Raw genomic sequence first — 15,656 nt, 5'->3', positions numbered from 1 at the left:
TTTTCTGGGCGGCCAGCTAGGCCGCCACTTCGGTAAAACGCCGGTCTGCCAGCAACTGACTGGGGCGCAGCAAAACCCAGGTGCCATCAGCCTGGACAAAACCCCCATCTGCGTACGGCGCGAGCCTGTCGGGAATATCACCCAAATTTCTGGTATAGGTATCTATCTTGAAATGACGCATGCCATAAACACGGTCAACTGTCAGGCCAACAAACATACCCATCATATCAATCACCATCACCCGCTGCTGCTTTGCTGAACCGGATAATTTGTCACCCAGAAACGCTGACAGGTTGACGATTGGCAATAATCTTCCCCGCAGGTTTGCTATACCCAACACCCAGCGCTTCACCCTGGGCAGTCGGGTGTATTGCGGCAACTCAACAATTTCGGTGAGCTCTTCCAATGCAACCACCAGGTTAATGCCGAGTATGGAAAAGCACACCACCTTGCAGGAAGGAACGATATCCTGCTGCGCTGGCAATCCGCGTTTCGCGCTATTAAACCGCTGCGACAATGATAGAAGCGTATTGAACGGTGAACTGACCATGACTCTCTAGCAACCAGTATTCAACTGATTACTTCCTTCAGAATGCTGATGAGATCCTTTTCATTGACTGGTTTGGTGAGATAGGCCTTGGCACCCTGGCGCATACCCCAGACCTTATCGGTTTCCTGGTCCTTGGTGGTAACAATGATCACAGGGATATGTTCTGTCTCACTGGCCTTGCTCAACTGGCGGGTCGCCTGAAAACCATTGACACCGGGCAACACAATGTCCATCAAAACAGCATCCGGTTGCTCTCTCAGAGCCATGCTATAACCGGCTTCGCCACTATCAGCCGCCAGCACTTCATAGCCATTTTTTTCCAGCATGCCAGTGAGTCGATGTGTCTCAGTGGGCGAATCATCAATGATCAGTACTCTCGCCATATACGCCCCCATCCGGGATATCGGTAGTTTGTTCCGCTGTTGAATCCGGGGCAACCGCTCGGGGAGCAAACCTCTCCAGCGCCTCAAATAGCTCAGCCTTGCTGAACGGCTTGGTGAGGTAATCATCAGCCCCCACAATCCGCCCTTTTGCCTTGTCAAACAAGCCATCCTTGCTCGACAGCATAATGACCGGTGTAAATTTAAAGTGGCTGTTATTCTTGATCAGGGCGCAAGTCTGATAGCCATCCAGTCGCGGCATCATGATATCGACAAAAATGATATCGGGCTTGGTATCGGCAATCTTGGAAAGCGAGTCAAAACCGTCAATAGCCGTAATCACCTCGCATCCAGCTTTGCTCAGCAGCGTTTCAGCTGTACGGCGAATGGTATTGCTATCATCAATGACCATCACTTTAAGGCCGTTTAATTGCTCTTCCATTGTTCTTTGTCCCAATTTTTAATTCCCACAAGTCCGTGCCACCCGGATGGACTTATGTAACACAATCATGAGGTTTTATCTATAACCGCCTGTTGGGATTGGCCACTGGGCACCATTTTCAACCTCAGGTATTGCGCTGACATGGCACTGGCCTTAAGTTACTGCCATGAATCGCAAACCCGCATGGCTATCATAAATAACATGCCAACCCTGATGGCGTGACACAGGTAACAATTATGACGAGGACACTCGGCGTGGTCATGGATGCCATCGATGGCATCAACCCGAAAAAAGATACCACACTGGTGCTATTGCTGGCGGCTCAGAAGCGCGGCTGGCAGCTCATGCTGATGGAGCAATCCGACCTGGCGCTGGAAAACGGTGAACCCAGCGCAAGGATGACCCCCCTCAGGGTCAGAGATGATCTGCTGGACTGGTTCTCGCTCGATGAGCCCCAACGGCGACCCCTGTCAGAGCTGGACGTCATACTGATGCGCAAGGACCCGCCTTTCGACAGCGAGTACATCTACTCCACTTACCTGCTGGAAGCGGCGGAAAAGCGCGGTGTACTGGTCGTCAATAAACCCCAGGGGTTGCGAGACTGCAACGAAAAAGTGTTTGCCACACTGTTCCCTCAATGTGCGCCCCCTCTGCTGGTCAGCCGCGATGCAGTGATGCTCAAGCAATTTCACAAGACCCACAACAATGTGGTGTATAAACCCCTGGACGGCATGGGCGGCACCGCCGTATTTCAGGTCCGTCCTGATGACCCGAATATCAACGTCATCATCGAGACACTGACCATGAATGGCAGCCGCACCATCATGGCACAGAAATTCATTCCCGAGATCCGCCAGGGTGATAAGCGTATCCTGATGGTGGATGGTGTACCAATACCCTTTTCCCTGGCCAGAATCCCACCTGAAGGTGACATCAGAGGCAATCTGGCGGTGGGCGGCAGGGGCGTTGTGCAGCCACTCACCGAAAGGGATCAGTGGATTGCCGCGCAGGTTGGTCCGGTGCTGAGGGAGAGAGCCATTCTGTTCGCCGGGCTGGATGTGATCGGCGACTACCTGACCGAAATCAATGTCACCAGCCCCACCTGTGCACGGGAAATTGACCGGGCCGAGTCTACCGATATTGGCGGCAAACTGATGGATGCGATAGAGGCAAGACTGGTCTGATGCCTGTCGCCATGCCGGAAATTCAACCAGAGCACCAGTCCGATCGGTTGGGATTTTCAATCTTCCTTGCTGTGGCCATCCACGCCATGATTATTTTTGGTATCGGCTTTAAACTCCAGCAACAACAATCACCGGCTCCCACTCTGGAAGTGACTCTGGCACAACATCACCATGAAATTATCGACGAAACTCCGGACTTCATCGCCCAGCAACAGCAACAGGGCAGCGGCAAAGAGCAGCAGATAAACATGCTCACCACGGATCAGCGGCCGGAGCTCAGCGCCCAACAACAGCGACTCTCGGCGTCGCCGCCCGAACAACAGCGGCAACAGACACGACGGGGCGCGGTCGCACTGATATCGTCCACCAGCGGTGAAAGCGCACCGACAGAAACGGCCCAAGAGGCCAAAGAGGGCGATACTGCTGTGCAATCACCGCCTGCCATGACGCCGGAATTTGCCAGCCTGCAGGCAAAGCTGGATGAGAAGAAGCGTGAATACAGCACGCTGCCCAATGTCTTGCGGGTCACCTCCGCCAGCACCAAAGCCGCTGAGTATGCCGCCTACCTCCAGTACTGGATTGATCGTATCGAAGTCATCGGCAATAACCATTACCCGGAAGAAGCCCGTCGCAAGGCAATTTTTGGCGACCTCCGGCTGGCGGTGACACTATTGCCGGATGGCACAGTGGAAAAAATTGAAATTCTGCTCAGTTCAGGACAGAGAGTGCTGGATCTGGCAGCGGTAAGAACCGTACGCCTGGCATCCCCGTTCGCGCCTTTTCCACCGGAGATGAAGCAGTGGGACAAACTGGAAATCATTCGCACCTGGCAATTTGAGCCCGGGCACCGGCTCAACACCCAGTGACGCTATCATTACAATAAAGCACTACCTTTACTTGTTTTCTGTCGCAGTGCACCCATAATCCTAATATGGGTTCAATATCGTCCAATCACCATTTCGAAAGCCTGAGCAACCATTTCCTGGTGGCCATGCCGGGCCTCCACGACCCCAATTTCTCTCACGCCGTCATTTACATTTGTGAGCACGGTCCCGACGGCGCCATGGGACTGGTCATCAATAACCCACTGGATGTACCGATCAGCCAGATTTTTGAACAATTTGAGCTGGGTTATTCACCACAGATCGGCACCCAGCCCCTGTTGTCCGGGGGGCCCGTGCAAATTGAACGGGGTTTTGTACTACACCGGGCAGGCGAAAGGCAGTGGGAGTCCACCCGCACTATTTCCGGTGAAGTCAGCCTCACGGCTTCACGGGATATCATTTCGGATATCGCTATCGAACGAGGTCCAAGCGAGCTGATTATCACCCTGGGCTATGCGGGCTGGGGGCCGGGCCAACTCGAGGAAGAGCTGGCCCACAACGCCTGGCTCACTGTCCCGGGCGATGCCGACATACTCTTTAATACGCCCTTTGAACGGCGAGCCTCGGCGGCAGCGGCAAAGATCGGGATTGACCTGAACATGCTGAGCACTGATGCCGGACACGCCTGATCCGAACGCGATGCCAGAAAAGCCCGTCACGCTGTTAGCGTTTGATTTTGGTACCGGCCAGATTGGTGTCGCAGTGGGCCAGAGTCTGACCGGTAGCGCCAATCCACTGACAGTGCTCAAAGCCCGCGACGGCATTCCCAACTGGGAGCAGATTGCCGGACTGCTGGCAGAGTGGCAGCCGGATCAGCTGCTGGTGGGTCTGCCGCTGAACATGGACGGTTCAGAGAGTGCCTTTTGCCAGCGGGCAAGGAAGTTTGCCCGGCGGCTCAACGGTCGCTTTGGTCTCAAGGTCGCCATGGTAGATGAGCGTCTTTCAACGTTTGAAGCCAAGGGACAGTCGAAAAATCACGCCCGACGACGTACGGGCAGTTATCAGCAATCGCCCGTGGATGACCTAGCCGCGGTGATCATACTCAACACCTGGCTGTCGGACCCGTCACTGGCACAGGCGCCCTGATGCGGGTCAGAAACGATTGATGTGGTCATTGCTGTCTTCCTCTACCTGCAACTCGTCGGCAGCATTGGACAGGTAACTGGCATCGGTTTCTGACTGGAGTTTGATCAGCAGGCGCAGATCATTCTTCGAATCAGCGTAGGTCATGGCGTCCTCGTAGGTAATCAAACCTTCGTCATAGAGGGCATAAAGCGCCTGATCAAAGGTCTGCATTCCCTGTTCGGTGGAGCGCGTCATCAACTCTTTCAGCTTGTGAACCTCACCCTTGCGGATCAGATCACCCACCAGCGGCGTGTTAATCAGGATTTCAATGGCGGCGCGGCGGCCACTACCATCGGCCAGAGGAATCAGTTGCTGGGCAATCAGGGCCCGCATATTGAGCGACAGGTCCATCCATAACTGGCCGTGACGCTCAGCAGGAAAAAAGTGCAGGATTCTGTCCAGTGCCTGGTTGGCATTGTTGGCGTGCAGAGTGGCCAGTACCAGGTGACCGGTTTCGGCAAAGGTAATCGCATGCTCCATCGTCTCACGGGTTCGGATCTCGCCGATCAGAATCACATCCGGTGCCTGCCGAAGGGTATTGCGCAAAGCAATTTCAAAAGACTCGGTGTCGATGCCAACTTCCCGCTGGGTAACAATGCAGCTTTCATGGCGGTGTACAAACTCGATAGGATCCTCAACGGTAATAATATGGCCACGGCTATTGCGATTGCGATGGCCAACCATTGCCGCCAGGGAGGTGGACTTACCGGTACCGGTAGCACCCACAAAGATAATGATACCGCGCTTGGTCATCACCAGATCATTCAAAATCGGTGGCAATAACAGCTCTTCCACCGTGGGGATAATAGTTTCAATCCGACGGAGCACCATGCCCGCTTCGTTGCGCTGGAAGAAGGCACTGACCCTGAAACGACCCACCCCTTGGCGGCCAATGGCAAAATTGAGTTCTTTCTTTTCACGAAACTCAAGCCGCTGCTTCTCATCCATGATGCTTTCAACCACTTGATGAGACTGTTCTGGCGACAGCGGCGTTTTGCCCACCGGCACAATCGTGCCGTTAATTTTGATACTGGGAGCCACAGCGGCAGTAATAAACAGGTCCGAAGCCCCTTTTTCTACCATCAACTTAAGCAGTACATCAAAGTCCATTACATTCTCCGCAACTCAAATGCTGTTTTTTCCAAACAGCGCAGGCAGTTAGTACCGGCAAATCACACTAGAACTCATCCGGTATTTTGGCTTTTTCGCGGGCTGTCTCGCGGGTGATTACTTTCTGGGCTACCAGCCTGTGCAGATTCTGATCCATGGTTTGCATGCCGTGTGATGCCCCTGTCTGAATAGCGGAGTACATCTGGGCAATTTTTTCCTCGCGAATCAGGTTGCGGATTGCCGGTGTGCCAATCATGATTTCGTGGGAAGCGACACGGCCACCACCAATTTTCTTCATCAGCGTTTGTGAAATTACCGCCTGCAGTGATTCGGACAGCATGGCCCTCACCATGGATTTTTCAGCCGCCGGGAACACATCCACAATACGGTCGATGGTTTTTGCTGCCGAGGTGGTGTGGAGCGTACCAAACACCAGGTGGCCGGTTTCCGCCGCCGTCAGCGCCAACCGGATCGTCTCCAGATCCCGCATCTCCCCCACCAGAATAATATCGGGATCTTCCCGCAGGGCAGAGCGCAGCGCCTCGCTGAAACCGTGGGTATCGCGGTGGACTTCCCGTTGGTTAACCAGGCATTTTTTACTTTCGTGAACAAATTCGATGGGGTCTTCAATGGTGAGAATGTGTTGATAGCGGTTCTCGTTGACGTAATCCATCATCGCGGCCAGCGTCGTGGACTTGCCCGAGCCGGTCGGGCCAGTGACCAGCACCAGACCCCGCGGCAGCATGGAGAGATTGCGGAACACCTGGCCCAGGCCCAGATCCTCCAGCGTCAGAACCCGGGAGGGAATGGTACGAAATACCCCCGCAGCACCCCTGTTCTGATTAAACGCATTGACCCGGAAGCGGGCCACACCGGGCACCTCGAACGAGAAATCTGTCTCCAGAAACTCTTCATAATCGCGGCGCTGTTTGTCGTTCATGATGTCGTAGATTAACTGGTGGACCTCCTTGTGCTGCATCGGCGGGAGATTTACCCGCCGCATGTCACCATCGATCCTGATCATCGGGGGCAGACCACCTGAAAGGTGCAAATCTGACGAACCCTGTTTTACGCTAAAAGCCAGCAGTTCCGTAATATCCATGCGTTAATCCTGTTATTCTGGGTTAATCTACTGCTCTACTGAAAGCCGCGCTGCCGGCCAATGACAAGTATATGCATAATATAGCCGACAATCTCAACCGAGTTCACCGACAGATTCAACAAATCGCTGACCGGGCAGGCCGCGATGCAGATAAAATTCAACTGCTTGCGGTCAGCAAGGGTCAGCCCGCTACTGCGATCCGCACGGCCTATGCACTGGGTCAGCGCCACTTCGGCGAAAACTATCTCCAGGAGGCACTGGAGAAGCAACAGGCACTGGCGGACCTGACTGATATCTGCTGGCATTTCATCGGTCCGCTACAGTCCAATAAAACCCGAAAAGTGGCCGAACAATTTGATTGGGTGCACAGCGTTGACCGGTACCGTGTAGCAGAACGCCTCAGCACCCAGCGCCCCGCAACCCGGGCGCCTCTGAATGTCTGCCTGCAGGTCAATATCGACAGCGAGGCAAGCAAATCCGGCATTGCGGTGGCAGCGCTACCAACCCTGGCAGACAAGCTGATTGACTTGCCTCACCTTAACCTCCGCGGGCTAATGTGTATCCCGCGCAGTCAACCCGACTTGCAACGACAACGAATGGCCTTTGCCCACCTGGCAACACAACTGAACACACTTCGGCACTCCACCCGGCTGGCCAGATTGGATACACTCTCAATGGGCATGTCGGATGACCTTGAGGCAGCCATTCTCGAGGGTTCCACCATCGTGCGTATCGGGACAGCTATTTTCGGTCCCCGACAAACCACGGCATGACCACCTACAACCCCCAGTTTTAAGGAAACACCTGTGAACAAACCCACACTGACTTTTATCGGTGGCGGCAATATGGCCAACAGCCTGATTGGTGGTCTCATCGCCAAGGGCTATCCGGCAGACGTCATTACCGTCACCGATCCACTGGAGGCCAATCGCCAGCAATTGGCCAGTACCTTCGGCGTCCAAACCTCAACCGATAACGCGGCCGCCGCGGCTAGCGCCGAGGTGATTCTGCTGGCCGTAAAACCACAGGTCATGCAAACCGTGACCGAAACGATCGCCGGCGCTCTGGGTCACCGACCCCTGATTATTTCGATTGCAGCGGGAATATCCATGGCGTCACTGGAGCAGTGGCTGAGTGCCGACCTGCCGATTGTTCGCTGCATGCCCAACACGCCGTCACTGGTTCAAACCGGCGCCGCTGGTCTGTTTGCCAACGGGCAGGTCTCCGACCAACAAAAACAACTCGCCAGTGATATTCTCAATGCCGTGGGGACGTCCTGCTGGTTGCAGACGGAGGAAGAGATTGATGCCGTGACCGCGGTTTCAGGCAGTGGCCCCGCCTACTACTTCCTGATCATGGAAATCATGCAGGAAATCGGCGAAGAGCTCGGACTGTCACCGGAAGTTTCGCGGCAGCTCACCTTGCAAACTGCCCTTGGGGCGGCAAAAATGGCCGTCAGCAGCGATGTCGATGCCGCCGAATTGAGGCGGCGGGTCAGCTCCCCCGGCGGCACGACGGAGCGTGCTATACAGGCTTTCGAAGCCGGCGATCTGAAAGCACTGTTTCGCGAGGCAATGAATAGCGCCGTGAAACGCGCAGCAGAGATGGCCGACGAACTGGCAAACTAACCGTTACACAACAAGGCAACCTATGAGTACATTCACCCAGGCCGGCACTTTTCTGATTCAATCCCTCGGCAGCTTTTACCTGGCGGTGGTGATGCTGCGCTTTCTCCTCCAGCTCTCCCATGCCGACTTCTACAATCCGATTTCCCAGTTTTTGGTGAAGGCCACCCATTTGCCCAGCAAACCCCTGCGCAAGCTGTTTCCCACTTACCGGCATTTTGATCTGGCCACTATCGTGCTGGCGCTGCTATGCCAATGGCTGGTAATTCAGCTTACCGCTTCGATCAACGGCCTGGGTATGATGAATATTCTGTCGGCCCTGGCCTGGGGTGCGGTGGGCGCCATTTATCTGGTGCTGAACCTGTATCTCTACGGCCTGTTGATCGTCATTATCGTCAGCTGGGTGGCACCACAGAGCAACCACCCCGCACTGACACTGTTAAATCAGTTGATTCGCCCCGCTATGGCACCTTTTCAGCGGATTATCCCGCCGCTGGGCGGCCTGGATCTGTCGCCCATTTTCATGTTTCTGGTGATCAATATGCTGCAGATTTTTGTGCACGGTGCCGCCAGGTCACTGCAGGTGCCCTCCGGCCTGGTGCCCGGCATCTGATGGGAGAACACTACCGGTGGCAGGAGGGCTGTCTGCTGTTGCGCTGCCGGCTGCAGCCGCGCGCGTCAAAAGATGAAATCGTCGGACTGCAGGGAGACCGCCTGAAGATCCGGATTACCTCACCGCCGGTGGATGGCAAGGCCAACCAGCATCTGATTGCACTGGTCAGCCGCTGGTTCGGCACGCCCAAATCCGCCGTCAGCCTGCTGCGAGGAGAGACCGGCAGACAAAAGACATTACAGATTGAAAACCCGACCCGGCTGCCCGACGAGGCAGCTATTGAGCCGCCAGAGATTTAACCGCCCGAGTTTGCCAGCGCCATTTTCTGCACCCTGACCAAATCGGCAATGCCGTGCTTGGCCAGCACCATCATTTCCTGTAGTTCTCCCTCGGTAAACGGTGCCGCCTCAGCCGTGCCCTGAATTTCGATAAAACCACCACTGCTGTTCATGACCACGTTCATGTCTGTCTCGGCCGTGGAGTCTTCTGCGTAATCAAGATCCAGTACCGGCACACCCTGATAAATGCCTACTGAAACCGACGCCACCATATTGGTGAGGGGATTGGTTTTGATCTTACCGCGCTCCTGCAAGTGGCTAACCGCATCGGCAAGCGCGACACAGGCACCAGTGATGGAGGCGGTGCGGGTGCCGCCGTCGGCCTGGATCACATCACAGTCCACCGTAATGGTATGCTCGCCCAGCGCTTTCAAATCCATGGCCGCCCGCAGTGAGCGACCAATCAGGCGCTGAATTTCAAGGGTCCTGCCACCCTGACGCCCCCTTGATGCCTCGCGGGCCATACGCTCACCGGTGGAACGGGGCAGCATGCCGTATTCAGCGGTCACCCAACCCTGCCCCTTGCCGCGCAGGAAACGTGGCACAGAGGACTCGACACTGGCGGTACAAATGACTTTGGTTTCACCAAACTCCACCAACACAGATCCCTCTGCATGCCGGGTGTAACTGCGGGTGAGTTTTACAGCGCGGAGCTGCTCGGGACGACGGCCACTGGGTCGGGACATGAAAAATTTCCTGTAGTCTTTTGAAATGGGGAAGAGGCTGGCATTCTAACCGAATTGTCGGCCGTATGTGGCGCCGTGTTACCATAGAACGTCAATTCCACCCTTCTCCCGGAGATTCCCATGCCCAGCAGCATGACTGCCTTTGCCCGCCACAGTATCGAGTGCCACTGGGGCACCGCCGCCTGGGAAATCCGCTCTGTCAATCACCGCTATCTGGAAACCGGTTTCAGAATGCCGGAAACCGTCAGGGATCTTGAAGCGACGCTGCGCGAACTGACCCGAAAGCACCTGCAACGGGGCAAGGTGGACTGCACCCTGCAACTCAATATCGCCAAACAATCCGGTGAAGTAGCCATCAATCAACCACTGGCAGAGCAATATATTGCCGCCAGCGAACAACTGGCCCGCCTGATGACCGATCCGGCAAAAATCTCACCGCTGGACATCTTGCGCTGGCCGGGGGTGCTCAGCGAACCCGAGATCGACCGGGAGGAACTCAAGAACACACTGCTGCGGTTGTTTGAAGAAGCACTGGATCAACTGGTGGAGGGCCGTCACCGGGAAGGTGAAAAACTCGGCGAACTGGTCGAACAGCGACTGGACGGGATTGCCGTGCAACTGGCTACCGTGCGATCGCGATTGCCGGAACTGCTGGCCGCCCAGCGCCAGAAGCTGGTTGACCGACTGCAGGAGGTGAGCGCCGGCCTGGATCAGAACCGACTGGAACAGGAGCTGGTGTTGATTGCCCAGCGGGCCGACGTGGACGAAGAACTGGACCGGCTGGATACCCATCTGGGTGAAATACGCCGGGTGTTGCAACGCCAGGAACCGATTGGCCGGCGGCTGGACTTTCTCATGCAGGAACTCAACCGCGAAGCTAACACCCTGTCCTCAAAGTCCATCGCCACCGATACCACCAACGCAGCGGTAGAGCTGAAGGTCCTGATCGAACAGATGCGCGAGCAGATCCAGAATATTGAATAAGCAGCGGCTCACTGCATAGAATGCCGCACAGCTCTTCTGGTCTGCTGCCGCGATACAGGTCACTCACCGGCCGATAATTCAATAAAAGCGCCGCCTCTCTGATGCAGTCGATGCGCGATTACGTTATTGTAGCAACCTTCAAATTTGGTGATGCGTCACCAACCTGCAGCGACCAAGAAACTGGCGGAGCATCGGATATCAATGTCGACCACAGGTACTCTGTACACGGTATCAGCACCTTCCGGTGCCGGAAAAACCAGTCTGGTAAATGCGCTTTTGCAGCAGTGTCAGGACATTTGTGTTTCCATCTCCCACACCACCCGGCCGATGCGACCCGGCGAGCAGGATGGCATCAACTATCACTTTGTCGATCAGGCAACGTTCAGCACCATGCTCAGGGAAAAAGCGTTCCTTGAGCATGCCAGGGTCTTCAATAACTATTACGGCACGTCGCGCAGCTGGGTGGAGCAGACTCTCGCCGACGGGCTCGACGTTATCCTGGAAATTGACTGGCAGGGTGCTGCACAAATCCGACGGCTGATCCCGGACTGCATTGGCATTTTCATCCTGCCGCCGTCGCTGGCCATTCTCGAGCAACGTCTCAACGGTCGCGGACAGGATGAGCCCGCCATCATTCGCCAACGACTGGCAGAGGCGCAACTGGAAATGTCCCACTATACAGAAGCGGACTTCCTGGTGATTAACGACCATTTCGATACGGCCCTGACAGAACTCCGGTCAATTATCATCAGTCATCGACTGAAATTGGACTACCAGTGCCGACGCAACGGCGATTTACTCAAGGATTTGTTGTCCTGATACCCGCAATTTTGTAAACTGAAAGTCGCCGTGGCATTGCCGCGGCTTTTTGTCTACACAGATTGCCAATCAATAACACCCCACTTAAACAAAGAAACGGAATCAAATATGGCCCGTATCACTGTCGAAGATTGCCTTGATCATGTGGAGAACCGCTTTGAACTGGTCATGGTCAGCTCCAAGCGAGCACGCCAACTCGCCGTCGGCGGCAAGCAACCACATCTGCCCTGGGAAAATGACAAACCCACCGTCATGGCATTGCGCGAAATTGAAGAGGGCTTCATCGACGCAAGCATCCTCAAGCAGAAAGAAGAACCCGAAGAAATGCTGTTGGAATATGGTGACTTTGAAGATGCCTCAGCTCCCGAGCTACCGGTAGCCCCTGAAACCGAGTAAACCGTGACCGGGGGAAGCCTTGCAAGCCGTTGATGCACTGAGTAACAAGCTCTCCTCCTACCTCGAACAGCAAGAAGTCCAGGACATTCTCGACGCCTATCAGTTCGCGACTGGCTGCCATGAAGGCCAGCTGCGCCAGAGCGGCGAGCCCTACATCAGCCACCCCCTCGCTGTCGCCAATATTCTCGCAGACATGCACCTCGATGCAGAAAGCCTGATGGCGGCCATGTTGCACGATGTCATTGAAGACACCGGCGTCAGCAAAGAAGATCTCGCCGGGCGCTTTGGTTCCACCGTCGCTGAGCTGGTGGACGGCGTGAGCAAGCTCACTGAAATTGAGTTTGCCTCCCGAGCCGAGCAGCAGGCAGAAAACTTTCAGAAAATGACCCTGGCCATGGCCCGGGATATCCGGGTTATGCTGGTGAAACTGGCTGACCGTCTCCACAACATGCGCACCCTCAAGGTGCTCAGCGCGGCCAAACGGCGGCGGATCGCCAGAGAGACACTGGATATTTACGCCCCCATTGCCCAGCGACTGGGGATCAACGATATCCGCGTGGAATTTGAAGACCTCGGCTTTGCGGCGATGTACCCGATGCGCCATCGGCGTCTGCGGGCGGCTCTCAAATCGGCTCGCGGCAATCGCAAACACATCGTTGAAGAAATCAAGGACAGCATTGAAATTCGCCTCGGCAAGGAACTGATCTCTGCCGAGGTCACGGGCCGGGAGAAACATCTCTGGAGTATCTACCAGAAGATGAAGACCAAACGAAAATCCTTTCGCGATATCATGGACGTGTTTGCCTTTCGCATCGTGGTGGAGACAGTGGATGACTGTTATCGCACGCTGGGCGTCATCCACAACCTGTTCAAACCGGTACCCGGTGAGTTTAAAGACTACGTGGCTATTCCCAAGGTCAACGGCTACCAGTCGTTGCACACGGTACTGATCGGCATGCACGGGGTGCCTATTGAAGTGCAGATCAGAACCCGGGATATGGATGCCATGGCCAACTTCGGCATCGCCGCCCACTGGCTTTACAAGTCACGCGAGGAAGGCAATCCCAGAACCAGCCGCTGGGTACAGGGACTGCTGGAAATCCAGCAAAAGGCTGGGAATTCCCTGGAATTTATCGAACACGTCAAAGCCGACCTGTTCCCCGATGAGGTCTATGTCTTCACACCCGGTGGCCAGATTATTTCATTGCCCTCGGGGGCGACACCGGTCGACTTCGCCTATGCGGTTCATACCAATGTGGGCAACACCTGTGTAGCCAGCAAAATTAACGGACAGCTAACCTCCCTCTCCGAACCGCTGCAAAGTGGCTGCAAAGTGGCCATCATCAACGCCAAGGATGCACAGCCCAACCCCTCCTGGCTGAATTTTGTCGTGACGGCCAAAGCCCGCAGTGCCATCCGCCATTTCCTGAAACATCAGCAGCACGAGGAATCCGTGGATTTGGGCAAGCGCCTGCTCGACCGGGCACTGGAGACCTTTGGCAGCAACTATAAAAATATCCGCAAATCCTGGATCAAGCGTCTGCTGGTTGAAACCGGTGCCGCCAGCTTCGAAGAAGTCCTAGAACAGATTGGTCTCGGCAACCGCCTTGCCTATGGGGTGGCCAACCTGATGGCACCACCCTCAATGCGCAAGGAGTACGTCCCCGAGGAATTTGAATCGCCCATCATGATCGATACCAGCGACGGCCTAATCATCAGTTATGCCCGCTGCTGCCACCCGATTCCCGGCGACCCGATTCTCGGCCATCTCAGCCCGGGGCGGGGCCTGGTGGTACACCGTGAGTCCTGTAAAAACCTCAATGAAATCCGCACTAATGTCGAAAAGTGCATGGCGTTGAACTGGTCCCCCAGGGTCAAGGGGGACTTCTCGGTGGAGTTCAAAGTGGAATTGACCTCCGAGCGGGGCATCATCGCCGCACTCGCCGCACGTATTTCGGAAAGCGAAGCCACTATTCAGCAAATCAGCATCAAGGAGAGAGATGCCCACTCCAGCGTCGTGGATCTGGTGATTGACGTCAAAGGACGTATTCACCTGGCCAATGTGATGCGTAAAATTCGCAACTTGAAACAGGTGCAACGCGTTTATCGCACCAAGAACTAATCCCAGAGGACAACCCCATGTTAAATAAAGCCGTCATCAGTACGGACCATGCTCCCTCCGCCATCGGCACATACTCCCAGGCGATAAAAGTCAGCAATACCGTGTATCTGTCCGGTCAGATACCACTCGATCCCGACAGCATGGAGGTGGTGGAAGGGGGTATTGCGGCAGAAGTCGACCAGGTATTCAAAAATCTGGCAGCGGTCTGCGAGGAAGCTGGCGGCTCTCTGAAGGATATTGTCAAACTGAATATTTTCCTGACCGACATGAGCAACTTTGCCACCGTCAACGAAGCCATGGCCCGCTATTTTACTGAACCCTATCCCGCGCGGGCAGCGATTGGCGTCAAGGAATTGCCCAAAGGCGTTGGCGTGGAAATGGACGGCATCATGGTCATCTGAAAACCCGCCTACAGGGGCGATTCGGAGATCAGCGCTGCGTAACCTTCCCTGAAAGTCGGGTAGAGAAACCGGTAGCCACTGTCAAGCAGACGTCGATTGCTGCAACGCCGGCTACCGGCTCGCCCGACACTGGTCGTTGCAACGGTATCAGGCATGCTTATGCCCAATTGCGCTGCCAGCCACCGATGTACATCATAGAGCGGCGTGGGTTCGTTATCCGTTGCGAGATAGAGACCGTGCAGCGGCTTATCGGCCCGGTAACGCTGTAGCAAATGCACCAGCACCCCGGCGCAATCTTCTGCATGGATGCGATTACTCCACTGAACAGGTTGTGGCGGCGCCAGCTCCCCTCTGTGTAGTTGCGCTAGCATAAGCCCCCGACCGGGCCCATAAATACCGGCGTAACGAATCACCACAGCGGGCACCGACAATTGGCTAATCAGCCCCTCGGCTTGGAGTAAGCGCTTACCTCGATAGGATGCCGGAACGGTGTCCGATAACTCATCGACCCACTCGCCCCCGCCCTGACCATACACCCCCGTACTGGACACCCAAAGCACCGGACCCGAACGCCAGCCACTGCACCCAATCGCCTTCACCAGCGACTCCGCACCGGCCACATAACTGGCCCGATAACCTTCGTCGCTCATCTCTCCCGGCGTCAGCGTAACGACAATGGCATCGACATCGGCGTTACGCAGCAATTCAGTGAGATGAGGGGTATCACAGATATCCCCCGCCACCGATGGAATTGTCGCGGGCAGACGATCGGGATGGCGACACATCGCCAGGCCTGTCCACCCCTCCAGCATCTGCAGCCTGTGAATGCAACGAACCCCGATATCGCCACAGCCAATAAATAATACTTTCAATCGTCTTTCCTTTTTCAATTTGC

20 protein-coding genes are annotated in these 15,656 nt (G+C 55.4%); 13 read left to right on the top strand and 7 right to left on the bottom strand.

All coding sequences use genetic code 11. The features are described from left to right. Positions 1-16: 16 nt before the first annotated feature. From QZ516_RS01295 to QZ516_RS01285, 3 genes are read right to left on the bottom strand one after another with little or no spacing between them, the layout of a single operon-like run. Positions 17-550, bottom strand: coding sequence for a chemotaxis protein CheW (locus QZ516_RS01295; RefSeq protein ID WP_297185108.1), 534 nt, complete (start codon positions 548-550; stop codon positions 17-19). Between the two features lie 20 nt (positions 551-570). Further along, positions 571-933 carry a response regulator gene (locus tag QZ516_RS01290; RefSeq protein ID WP_036858959.1) on the bottom strand — a complete coding sequence of 121 codons (363 nt, stop codon included), beginning with the start codon at positions 931-933 and terminating at the stop codon, positions 571-573. Then, entirely contained in the window at positions 911-1,372 is a 462-nt protein-coding gene (locus QZ516_RS01285; protein ID WP_297185532.1) for a response regulator, read from the bottom strand. The genes QZ516_RS01290 and QZ516_RS01285 overlap by 23 nt, the downstream gene beginning before the upstream one ends. Before the next feature lie 236 nt (positions 1,373-1,608). Between QZ516_RS01285 and gshB the strand changes: the two genes are divergently transcribed. From gshB to ruvX, 4 genes are all read left to right on the top strand, one after another. Further along, positions 1,609-2,556 carry a glutathione synthase gene (gene gshB, locus QZ516_RS01280; RefSeq protein ID WP_297185104.1) on the top strand — a complete coding sequence of 316 codons (948 nt, stop codon included), beginning with the start codon at positions 1,609-1,611 and terminating at the stop codon, positions 2,554-2,556. Continuing rightward, complete coding sequence (locus QZ516_RS01275) at positions 2,556-3,422, top strand: energy transducer TonB (RefSeq protein WP_297185101.1); 867 nt, start codon at positions 2,556-2,558, stop codon at positions 3,420-3,422. Before gshB ends, QZ516_RS01275 begins: the two co-directional genes overlap by 1 nt. Positions 3,423-3,487: 65 nt before the next feature. Further along, positions 3,488-4,069: a YqgE/AlgH family protein gene (locus QZ516_RS01270; RefSeq protein WP_297185099.1), complete on the top strand. Its 582-nt coding sequence runs from the start codon at positions 3,488-3,490 to the stop codon at positions 4,067-4,069. Next, positions 4,053-4,526, top strand: a complete 474-nt coding sequence (ruvX, locus tag QZ516_RS01265; protein WP_297185096.1) for a Holliday junction resolvase RuvX — start codon at positions 4,053-4,055, stop codon at positions 4,524-4,526. Before QZ516_RS01270 ends, ruvX begins: the two co-directional genes overlap by 17 nt. 6 nt (positions 4,527-4,532) lie before the next feature. Here the strand turns inward: ruvX and QZ516_RS01260 are convergent, their stop codons facing one another. Both QZ516_RS01260 and QZ516_RS01255 read right to left on the bottom strand, forming a co-directional pair. Then, a complete protein-coding gene (locus QZ516_RS01260) occupies positions 4,533-5,675 on the bottom strand; it encodes a PilT/PilU family type 4a pilus ATPase (protein ID WP_297185093.1) in 1,143 nt (380 codons plus the stop codon). Positions 5,676-5,742: 67 nt separating this feature from the next. Continuing rightward, positions 5,743-6,777 (bottom strand): type IV pilus twitching motility protein PilT, encoded by a 1,035-nt coding sequence (locus QZ516_RS01255; protein WP_297185090.1) that lies wholly within the window; start codon positions 6,775-6,777, stop codon positions 5,743-5,745. A gap of 71 nt (positions 6,778-6,848) precedes the next feature. On the opposite strand from QZ516_RS01255, the gene QZ516_RS01250 reads away from it, so the two are divergent. From QZ516_RS01250 to QZ516_RS01235, 4 genes are read left to right on the top strand one after another with little or no spacing between them, the layout of a single operon-like run. Then, positions 6,849-7,550 carry a YggS family pyridoxal phosphate-dependent enzyme gene (locus tag QZ516_RS01250; protein ID WP_297185087.1) on the top strand — a complete coding sequence of 234 codons (702 nt, stop codon included), beginning with the start codon at positions 6,849-6,851 and terminating at the stop codon, positions 7,548-7,550. A gap of 33 nt (positions 7,551-7,583) precedes the next feature. Next, positions 7,584-8,405: a pyrroline-5-carboxylate reductase gene (gene proC, locus QZ516_RS01245; protein WP_297185084.1), complete on the top strand. Its 822-nt coding sequence runs from the start codon at positions 7,584-7,586 to the stop codon at positions 8,403-8,405. Positions 8,406-8,427: 22 nt separating this feature from the next. Then, on the top strand, positions 8,428-9,015 hold the full coding sequence (locus QZ516_RS01240; protein ID WP_297185081.1) for a YggT family protein: 588 nt from the start codon (positions 8,428-8,430) through the stop codon (positions 9,013-9,015). After that, positions 9,015-9,314, top strand: coding sequence for a DUF167 family protein (locus QZ516_RS01235; protein WP_297185078.1), 300 nt, complete (start codon positions 9,015-9,017; stop codon positions 9,312-9,314). Before QZ516_RS01240 ends, QZ516_RS01235 begins: the two co-directional genes overlap by 1 nt. On the opposite strand, the gene rph is transcribed toward QZ516_RS01235, so the two are convergent. Continuing rightward, positions 9,311-10,039, bottom strand: a complete 729-nt coding sequence (rph, locus tag QZ516_RS01230; RefSeq protein WP_297185076.1) for a ribonuclease PH — start codon at positions 10,037-10,039, stop codon at positions 9,311-9,313. The genes QZ516_RS01235 and rph overlap by 4 nt on opposite strands. Before the next feature lie 120 nt (positions 10,040-10,159). Here rph and QZ516_RS01225 point away from each other — a divergent pair, with 120 nt between their 5' ends. From QZ516_RS01225 to QZ516_RS01205, 5 genes are all read left to right on the top strand, one after another. Next, the gene (locus QZ516_RS01225; RefSeq protein ID WP_297185073.1) at positions 10,160-11,023 is read left to right on the top strand and encodes a YicC/YloC family endoribonuclease; all 864 of its coding nucleotides are present in this window, start codon (positions 10,160-10,162) and stop codon (positions 11,021-11,023) included. Between the two features lie 201 nt (positions 11,024-11,224). After that, the gene (gene gmk / locus QZ516_RS01220) at positions 11,225-11,842 is read left to right on the top strand and encodes a guanylate kinase (RefSeq protein WP_297185069.1); all 618 of its coding nucleotides are present in this window, start codon (positions 11,225-11,227) and stop codon (positions 11,840-11,842) included. A gap of 108 nt (positions 11,843-11,950) precedes the next feature. Then, positions 11,951-12,238 (top strand): DNA-directed RNA polymerase subunit omega, encoded by a 288-nt coding sequence (rpoZ, locus tag QZ516_RS01215; protein ID WP_297185067.1) that lies wholly within the window; start codon positions 11,951-11,953, stop codon positions 12,236-12,238. 19 nt (positions 12,239-12,257) lie between these two features. Further along, positions 12,258-14,360: a bifunctional (p)ppGpp synthetase/guanosine-3',5'-bis(diphosphate) 3'-pyrophosphohydrolase gene (locus tag QZ516_RS01210; RefSeq protein WP_297185064.1), complete on the top strand. Its 2,103-nt coding sequence runs from the start codon at positions 12,258-12,260 to the stop codon at positions 14,358-14,360. Positions 14,361-14,377: 17 nt separating this feature from the next. Then, complete coding sequence (locus QZ516_RS01205; protein WP_297185061.1) at positions 14,378-14,761, top strand: RidA family protein; 384 nt, start codon at positions 14,378-14,380, stop codon at positions 14,759-14,761. Between the two features lie 8 nt (positions 14,762-14,769). Here the strand turns inward: QZ516_RS01205 and QZ516_RS01200 are convergent, their stop codons facing one another. Then, the gene (locus tag QZ516_RS01200) at positions 14,770-15,633 is read right to left on the bottom strand and encodes an NAD-dependent epimerase/dehydratase family protein (protein WP_297185059.1); all 864 of its coding nucleotides are present in this window, start codon (positions 15,631-15,633) and stop codon (positions 14,770-14,772) included. Positions 15,634-15,656 lie beyond the last annotated feature (23 nt).

Source organism: uncultured Porticoccus sp., from assembly GCF_913061305.1.
Classification (GTDB): domain Bacteria; phylum Pseudomonadota; class Gammaproteobacteria; order Pseudomonadales; family Porticoccaceae; genus Porticoccus.
The sequence above is the reverse complement of the archived record's forward strand: the minus strand, read 5'-3'. Positions and strand labels throughout refer to the sequence as shown.

What these genes read in the sequence shown, in the direction of transcription:
- QZ516_RS01285 (WP_297185532.1), bottom strand. Translation starts at nt 1,372, where the DNA reads ATGGAAGAGCAATTAAACGGCCTTAAAGTGATGGTCATTGATGATAGC.
- QZ516_RS01275 (WP_297185101.1), top strand. Translation starts at nt 2,556, where the DNA reads ATGCCTGTCGCCATGCCGGAAATTCAACCAGAGCACCAGTCCGATCGG.
- QZ516_RS01295 (WP_297185108.1), bottom strand. Translation starts at nt 550, where the DNA reads ATGGTCAGTTCACCGTTCAATACGCTTCTATCATTGTCGCAGCGGTTT.
- ruvX (WP_297185096.1), top strand. Translation starts at nt 4,053, where the DNA reads ATGCCGGACACGCCTGATCCGAACGCGATGCCAGAAAAGCCCGTCACG.
- QZ516_RS01270 (WP_297185099.1), top strand. Translation starts at nt 3,488, where the DNA reads ATGGGTTCAATATCGTCCAATCACCATTTCGAAAGCCTGAGCAACCAT.
- gmk (WP_297185069.1), top strand. Translation starts at nt 11,225, where the DNA reads ATGTCGACCACAGGTACTCTGTACACGGTATCAGCACCTTCCGGTGCC.
- QZ516_RS01235 (WP_297185078.1), top strand. Translation starts at nt 9,015, where the DNA reads ATGGGAGAACACTACCGGTGGCAGGAGGGCTGTCTGCTGTTGCGCTGC.
- QZ516_RS01205 (WP_297185061.1), top strand. Translation starts at nt 14,378, where the DNA reads ATGTTAAATAAAGCCGTCATCAGTACGGACCATGCTCCCTCCGCCATC.
- QZ516_RS01255 (WP_297185090.1), bottom strand. Translation starts at nt 6,777, where the DNA reads ATGGATATTACGGAACTGCTGGCTTTTAGCGTAAAACAGGGTTCGTCA.
- QZ516_RS01225 (WP_297185073.1), top strand. Translation starts at nt 10,160, where the DNA reads ATGCCCAGCAGCATGACTGCCTTTGCCCGCCACAGTATCGAGTGCCAC.
- QZ516_RS01240 (WP_297185081.1), top strand. Translation starts at nt 8,428, where the DNA reads ATGAGTACATTCACCCAGGCCGGCACTTTTCTGATTCAATCCCTCGGC.
- rpoZ (WP_297185067.1), top strand. Translation starts at nt 11,951, where the DNA reads ATGGCCCGTATCACTGTCGAAGATTGCCTTGATCATGTGGAGAACCGC.
- gshB (WP_297185104.1), top strand. Translation starts at nt 1,609, where the DNA reads ATGACGAGGACACTCGGCGTGGTCATGGATGCCATCGATGGCATCAAC.
- QZ516_RS01290 (WP_036858959.1), bottom strand. Translation starts at nt 933, where the DNA reads ATGGCGAGAGTACTGATCATTGATGATTCGCCCACTGAGACACATCGA.
- QZ516_RS01250 (WP_297185087.1), top strand. Translation starts at nt 6,849, where the DNA reads ATGCATAATATAGCCGACAATCTCAACCGAGTTCACCGACAGATTCAA.
- QZ516_RS01260 (WP_297185093.1), bottom strand. Translation starts at nt 5,675, where the DNA reads ATGGACTTTGATGTACTGCTTAAGTTGATGGTAGAAAAAGGGGCTTCG.
- rph (WP_297185076.1), bottom strand. Translation starts at nt 10,039, where the DNA reads ATGTCCCGACCCAGTGGCCGTCGTCCCGAGCAGCTCCGCGCTGTAAAA.